Origin of the sequence: Acidovorax sp. CF316 (genome assembly GCF_000276605.1) — a bacterium.
Classification (GTDB): domain Bacteria; phylum Pseudomonadota; class Gammaproteobacteria; order Burkholderiales; family Burkholderiaceae_C; genus Acidovorax.
The window spans coordinates 1-5,306 of sequence record NZ_AKJX01000069.1 but is presented as its reverse complement, the minus strand read 5'-3'; the positions used below and the strand labels follow the sequence as shown (position 1 = coordinate 5,306).

Below are 5,306 nucleotides of genomic sequence, written 5' to 3'. Positions count from 1 at the left end.
TGGCCGCCAGCCTCCAGCGCGCTGCGCAGGCGCTCGCGCGCCGTCGGCTGGTTGAGCGACTCGCGCTCCACGCGCAGCAGCCAGTGGGCCCCGTCGCGCGCCACCAGCTGCGATTGCAGCGCCAGTTCGCGCACCAGGGCGGTGATCGCTTCGGCGGCCACCAGGGACTGCACGGTGGTGTACCAGACCTCGCCCTCTTCGGTCGGCGTATAGCGGGCCGAAGCGGGCAGCGATGCGGCCGACGGCGAATGCGCCGTGGGCTGCAGGCGTGCGCCAGGCTCGGCGGACATGCTGCGCACGGGGATGGACATCACATCGGCAGCCGGGCGCTCGGCCACGGCCGCAGCGGATGGAGGGGACGCTGCGGAAGAAAAAGAATCCAGGGGGTCTGCAGCCTCGCCTGCGCGCCCGTCCTCGTCACGGTCACCGTCGCCACCGCCACCGTGCTGCCGGTCGAAATCATCGAGCGCGCGCACCGGCAGGGCCATGGCCTGGGGTGCGGCAGCGGCCACGGGGGCGGGCGCAGGCACCGGAGAAGAAGGAGCCGTCGCGGCCGCATACACCGGGGCTTGCGCTGCGGCAACCGGTGCCGGCACTGCGGCCACCTCGGCGGCGGGCGGGGCCACGGGCGCCACCACCGGGGCAGCAGCAACAGGAGCCGCCACGGCCACGACGGGCGCGGGCGAAGCAACAGCAGAAGCAACAGGAGCCCGCGCGGCGGCAGGCGCCGGGGCGGTGACAGCCTGCGGCTCAGGCCGCGTCAGAGTTTTTTTTTCCGCCGATCCGTCCGTGGTGGCGGGCTTGAAGGCCAGCAGGCGCAGCAGCACCATGGTCAGGGCCGCGTATTCATCGGGCGCCAGGCCGAGCTCGCCGCGGCCGTGCAGGCACAGGCTGTACAGCAGCTGGGTCTCGTCGGCGGGCATGGCGGCCGACAGACGTGCGGTCTCGGCGGCCTCGGGGTCGTCGGCATCCACTGCGCCCACCATCTGCGGCACGGCCTGGAACACGGCCATGCGCTGCAGCACGGCGCTCATCTCCTCCAGCGTGGAGGCGGCCGACAGGCCGTTCATGCGCAGCGCATCGGCGGTTTCCACCACCGTCTTGCCATCGCCCAGGGCCAGGGCCTCGATGAGGCGGAATACATAGGAGCGGTCCACGGCCCCCAGCATCTGGCGCACGCCGGCTTCCTGCAGCTGGCCGCTGCCAAAGGCGATCGCCTGGTCGGTGAGCGAAAGGGCGTCGCGCATGGAGCCGCGCGCCGCGCGCGAAAGCAGGCGCAGGGCCTGGGGCTCGGCCGGCACGTTTTCGGCCGCGAGCACCTGGGTCAGGTGGCCGAGCACCGTCTCGGGTGCCATGGGGCGCAGGTTGAACTGCAGGCAGCGGCTGAGCACCGTGACCGGCACCTTCTGCGGGTCGGTCGTGGCGAGCACGAACTTCAGGTACTCGGGCGGCTCCTCCAGCGTCTTGAGCATGGCGTTGAAGGCCGTGTTGGTGAGCATGTGCACTTCGTCGATCATGAAGACCTTGAAGCGCCCCTGCACCGGCTTGTACACCGCCTGCTCGAGCAGGCTCTGCACTTCGTCCACGCCGCGGTTGGAGGCGGCATCGAGCTCGGTGTAGTCGACGAAGCGGCCGCTGTCGATGTCGGTGCAGGCCTGGCACACGCCGCAGGGCGTGGCGGTGATGCCGCCCGTGCCGTCGGGCCCCTGGCAGTTGAGCGACTTGGCCAGGATGCGCGAGACCGTGGTCTTGCCCACGCCCCGCGTCCCCGTGAACAGGTAGGCATGGTGCAGGCGCTGCTGGGTGAGCGCATTGGTGAGCGCCTGCACGACATGCTCCTGCCCCACCATTTCGGTGAAATTGCGGGGGCGGTACTTGCGGGCGAGCACGAGATAGGACATGGCCTGATTCTAAGGGGGTCTGCGGATGCCCCTGCGCAGCGCTCGCCGCCACGTGCAACCGCTTTCACCTCCCAAAAGCCGCCGCTTGCAACCCGGGAAAACACTGCGGGCAGTTCCTCTGTACATCCTGCAACACCCTGCCTAGCATGGGCCAGGAACGTATTCACGCTCTGTGGCAGGCATGCCCGCATGCAGCCTGCCACCAACGCACGATGGAAGGTGGCTGTATATGGTGGATACCTCCCAGCGGCGGCCCATGGGGATCGCCAGGCGCATGGGCCTGCTGATTGCCTGCGCGCTCGCCGGCATCGCGGTCATCACCGCCATTTTGCTCGGCTCGGAGCGCAGCCTCATCATGGAAGAGCGCAAGAGCAGCGTGCGCCAGAACGTCGAATCGGCGCACAGCCTGATCGTCCACTTCCACGCGCAGGCCAAGGCCGGCAAGATGCCCGAGGCACAGGCCCAGCAGATGGCCAAGGACAGCCTGCGCGCCATGCGCTACAGCGGCAACGAGTATTTCTGGATCAACGACATGCAGCCGGTGATGGTGATGCACCCGATCCGCCCCGAGCTCGATGGCAAGGACCTCTCGGACAACAAGGACCCCACGGGCATGCGCCTGTTCGTGGAGTTCGTGAACGTGGTCAAGGCCCGCGAGGCGGGCTTCGTGCTCTACCTGTGGCCCAAGCCCGGCAGCACCGATCCGGTGCTCAAGGCCTCCTACGTCAAGGGCTTTGCCCCCTGGGGCTGGGTGGTGGGCTCGGGCGTGTACGTGGACACGGTGAATTCGACCGTCAACGAGCGCATCGTCAAGTTCGGCCTGGGCGCGCTGGTGCTGGCCGGCGTGCTGCTGGGGGTGAGCATGCTGATCTCGCGCGGCATCCTGCGCCAGCTGGGCGGCGAGCCCGACTACGCGGCCCGCATCACCGAGCAGATGGCGCAGGGCGACCTGTCGATGGACATCGCCCTGCAACCGGGCGACCAGTCCAGCCTGCTGCACGGCATGCAGGCCATGCGCACCAGCATCGCCAACATCGTGAGCGAGGTGCGCTCGGGCACGCAGTCCATCGCCACGGCATCGACCGAGATCGCGGCGGGCAACAACGACCTTTCGGCGCGCACCGAACAGCAGGCCAGCGCATTGCAGCAGACGGCAGCGTCCATGGAGGAGCTGACCAGCACCGTGCGCCAGAACGCCGACAACGCACGCCACGCCAGCCAGCTGGCCAACACGGCCTCCCAGGTGGCGGTGCGCGGCGGCACCGTGGTCAACCAGGTGGTCAGCACCATGGGCGAGGTGAACACCTCCTCGAAGAAGATCGTGGACATCATCGGCGTGATCGATGGCATTGCCTTCCAGACCAACATCCTGGCACTCAACGCCGCCGTGGAAGCGGCGCGCGCGGGCGAGCAGGGCCGTGGCTTTGCGGTGGTGGCCAGCGAAGTGCGCGGCCTGGCCCAGCGCAGCGCCGAAGCAGCCAAGGAGATCAAGCAGCTGATCGACGCCTCGGTCAACAAGGTGGGTGAAAGCACGCGCCTGGTCGACGAAGCCGGCAGCACCATGACCGAGGTGGTGAAGAGCGTTCAGCAGGTCACGCAGATCATCAGCGAGATCGCCTCCGCGAGCCAGGAGCAGTCGTCGGGCATCGACCAGGTGAACGTGGCCATCTCCAACATGGACCAGGTCACACAGCAGAACGCCGCCCTGGTCGAGGAAGCGGCCTCGGCCGCCGAATCGCTGAACGTGCAGGCGGCCAAGCTGGAACAATTGGTCAGCGTGTTCAGGCTGGGCTGAAACCGCCCTTCAACAGCCGCGCCGCCAGCACGGCAGCCAGTTCGTGCGCCGATGGCACAGCCACGGGCGCGGTGGACAGGGCCCCGTCGATCGCCAGGCTGGCCAGGCCATGGGCCAGGCTCCAGCCCGCCAGGGCCAGTGCGTCGCCCCCCTCGGGCACATGGGCCCGGGCCGCCTGCAGCAGCACCTGGAACGAGCCATCCGCCGCCGCCTGCAGGGCCGGGTGCTCGGCCTTGCGCTGCAGCAAGGGGCTGAACATGAGCCGGAACACGGCCGGGCGCGCCAGCGCAAAGGCCACGTACGCGGTGCAGTGCCCGACCAGGGTGGCGGCCGTGTCGCCGCCCTGCTGTGCCCCCCGCATGGCCGCCGCCAGGTCGTCAAAACCCCGAGCCGCCACGGCCGCCAGCAAGGCCTCCAGGTTGGCGAAGTGGTGGTAGGGGGCAGCGTGCGACACGCCCGCCGCCTTGGCCACCGAGCGCAGGCTGAGCGTGGCGCCCGAGGCCAGCAAGGCCTCTGCAGCGGCCAGCAGGGCGGCACGCAGATCGCCATGGTGGTAGGGCGCGCGGAAGTCTTGCGGATCGGTCATGGTGGCAATCTTGACACAGTCAAGATCGGCACCGACAATGCATCCATCTTGACGCTGTAAAGATAAATCCATGAACCGACGCCTGCTGCAAGCCGCCACCACCGTGATGGCACTCATCCCGGTGGTCACCGGCGTGCTGACCATGATGGGAATCGACGATCCGCTGTACCGCGCGAGCGGCCTGCCGCGCGATGCCCTGCTCGACGGCAACCTGCGATTTTTCGGGGGTGTCTGGCTCGCGCTCGGGCTGGCCATGCTGTCGCTGGTGCCACAGATCGAGCGCGAGGGGCGCATGTTCGCGGTGCTCTGGGGCGCCGTGTTCCTGGGCGGCGTGGGCCGGGCGCTGTCGATGGCCTGGCTGGGCCTGCCGCCCGTGCCGTTCATCGGCTTCACGCTGCTGGAGTTGGTGGGCGCCCCCGCCTTCATTGCCTGGCAGCGGCGGGTGGCGGCGTGCGCGCCTGCTACAGCGCCTTGCCCCGCGTGAGGCATAAAAAAGTCCCTTCAGCAGGGATAAACAGGCCCTCGAAGCCGGCGGCCTTGTGCGCACCCGCTACAATAGCCAGCGACGGGCCTCCCCGCATGGCAAAGCGGCCAACCGGGTCAGGTGGGGAACCAAGCAGCCCTAACTGTGGAGTCAGTGCCGGGGGTAAGGCTCGTCAACTTCTTTCTGCTGCCGCGACGCGCGCAGCGCATGGATGTGCAGGCGCCACGCGCAGCGCACCATCGACTCCCCCACTTCCAGCTGTTTTTCTAACCGTGTCGGTGCTGTCCGACACAGTTTTGCGGCGGTCGGCACTTTCCGGCAACACGACACAGGCGCACACTTTGTGACATCGCTTAACCCCCTTTTCGGGTGCTGCCATGTCCACCGCCATGACCGTGCAAGTGTCCAGTGTCCGCCAGAGCACAACGGCGTTTTTCGATGACTCGGCCGCGGCAACGGGCCGTGCTGTATCGGCCTGGATCAGGCCTGTGTGCAGCGCGGGACTGGTGCTGTTCGGCACAGGACTGGCGGCAGCAGCCG

At 68.5% G+C, this 5,306-nt stretch carries 4 protein-coding genes and 1 other RNA gene; 3 read left to right on the top strand and 2 right to left on the bottom strand.

The features are described 5' to 3' along the window. Positions 1–1,901, bottom strand: a 1,901-nt coding sequence (gene dnaX, locus PMI14_RS06630; protein WP_007851639.1) for a DNA polymerase III subunit gamma/tau, incomplete at its 3' end; no start/stop codon positions are given. A gap of 229 nt (positions 1,902–2,130) precedes the next feature. Here dnaX and PMI14_RS06625 point away from each other — a divergent pair. After that, entirely contained in the window at positions 2,131–3,696 is a 1,566-nt protein-coding gene (locus tag PMI14_RS06625; RefSeq protein ID WP_007851636.1) for a methyl-accepting chemotaxis protein, read from the top strand. Here PMI14_RS06625 and PMI14_RS06620 read toward each other — a convergent pair. Next, complete coding sequence (locus PMI14_RS06620; protein WP_007851634.1) at positions 3,683–4,282, bottom strand: TetR-like C-terminal domain-containing protein; 600 nt, start codon at positions 4,280–4,282, stop codon at positions 3,683–3,685. The two genes, PMI14_RS06625 and PMI14_RS06620, sit on opposite strands and share 14 nt — an antisense overlap. Before the next feature lie 70 nt (positions 4,283–4,352). Here PMI14_RS06620 and PMI14_RS06615 point away from each other — a divergent pair, with 70 nt between their 5' ends. Together PMI14_RS06615 and ffs are read left to right on the top strand one after the other, a co-directional pair. Continuing rightward, a complete protein-coding gene (locus tag PMI14_RS06615; RefSeq protein WP_007851632.1) occupies positions 4,353–4,766 on the top strand; it encodes a DUF4345 domain-containing protein in 414 nt (137 codons plus the stop codon). An 80-nt stretch (positions 4,767–4,846) separates the two neighbouring features. Next, positions 4,847–4,943: signal recognition particle sRNA small type (gene ffs, locus PMI14_RS33390), an RNA gene on the top strand. Positions 4,944–5,306: the final 363 nt, after the last annotated feature.

Coding starts and splice junctions, on each gene's coding strand:
- PMI14_RS06625 (WP_007851636.1), top strand. CDS start 2,131: ATGGTGGATACCTCCCAGCGGCGGCCCATGGGGATCGCCAGGCGCATG.
- PMI14_RS06620 (WP_007851634.1), bottom strand. CDS start 4,282: ATGACCGATCCGCAAGACTTCCGCGCGCCCTACCACCATGGCGATCTG.
- PMI14_RS06615 (WP_007851632.1), top strand. CDS start 4,353: ATGAACCGACGCCTGCTGCAAGCCGCCACCACCGTGATGGCACTCATC.